1 protein-coding gene is annotated in these 1,051 nt (G+C 46.3%); it reads right to left on the minus strand.

Features of this window, described 5'->3' with window-relative positions; genetic code table 11:
* The coding region (locus R7P67_RS26390) for a penicillin-binding protein activator (RefSeq protein ID WP_318086524.1) at positions 1-1,051 on the minus strand (1,051 nt) is incomplete at both ends.

The raw sequence follows: 1,051 nt of genomic DNA on the forward strand, positions 1-1,051 counted from the left end.
GCGCTAGGATCAGCGGGAAGCTATAGCCTTCGCTAAACAAGTATTTTGCAGCTTGAGCCACTTCTTGCTCTGGTGACAACGCTAGGTAGCAAATGTCGGTACCTGGCTGAACATCTTCAGGAATATTCAACGCCAGTGCGGGAATGGCTGGACTGTTTGCTGAACCATCCATTGTGGTTTGCAATAGTTCGACGTTTTCTTTTTGCAGCGGGCCGACAACAAAATCGATGTTTTCGTTGATAAGACGTTGTTTCACTTCATCAGCGCTGTACGCATTCGTATCAATGACGGTAAGCGTTGCGCTTGGATCGCGGTTTCTATCATTCATCATCGCGAATACAAAACCATCGCGGATCAATTGTGCCTGAGGCGCAAACTTACCTGTTAATGGTAACAACAATGCTGTGTTATTTGGTTTTACGATATCAAGTGACAGAATGTTTTGAATTTCTTCTGGCGTATAGATTGCCGCTGGGTGTGACGGGTTCTCGTTCAACCAACGCTCAAGGGTATTTTTTAACTGAGACAGATTGCCGGAGAGCGTTTTTGCGTAAACTGCTAATTGCAACCATCCATCTAACACGTCTTCGCTGGGTTCAGTTTGTAGCGAAGTCAGTTCATATTCAGAGTAACTGCCAAAGTTCATCCAAATTCGACTTGAGATTTCGCGTTGCTCTGCTGATGACGCGTATTGACTAAACGCAACCAGTTGGCGGTTGGCTTCAAACTGCTGATTTAGGCTTTGGTAAGCGTCGGCACGTAGAGAGTAGTAATCTTTCCACTGCTCATTCGGTAGTTTCCACCAAGGCTTAAAGTTGAGAAGTTGCAACAACTGAGAGTAATCGCCTTGCTTTTGCTGTATGGTCGCACGCGCCAGTTGCCACTCCGCCTGTTGAACTTCCGTCAATTGTTGGCGAGCCAGACGTTTTATCAGAAGGTCTGCTTGATCCAATTGGTTCGCTTGGATTGCGGCTTTGGTTGCCATGATCAACCAGTCGTTTTGTAAGCTGCCTTCCGTGCTATCAGCTTGAATCATGTAGTTCTGTACCGA

It is taken from the genome of Vibrio sp. Vb0937, assembly GCF_033338855.1.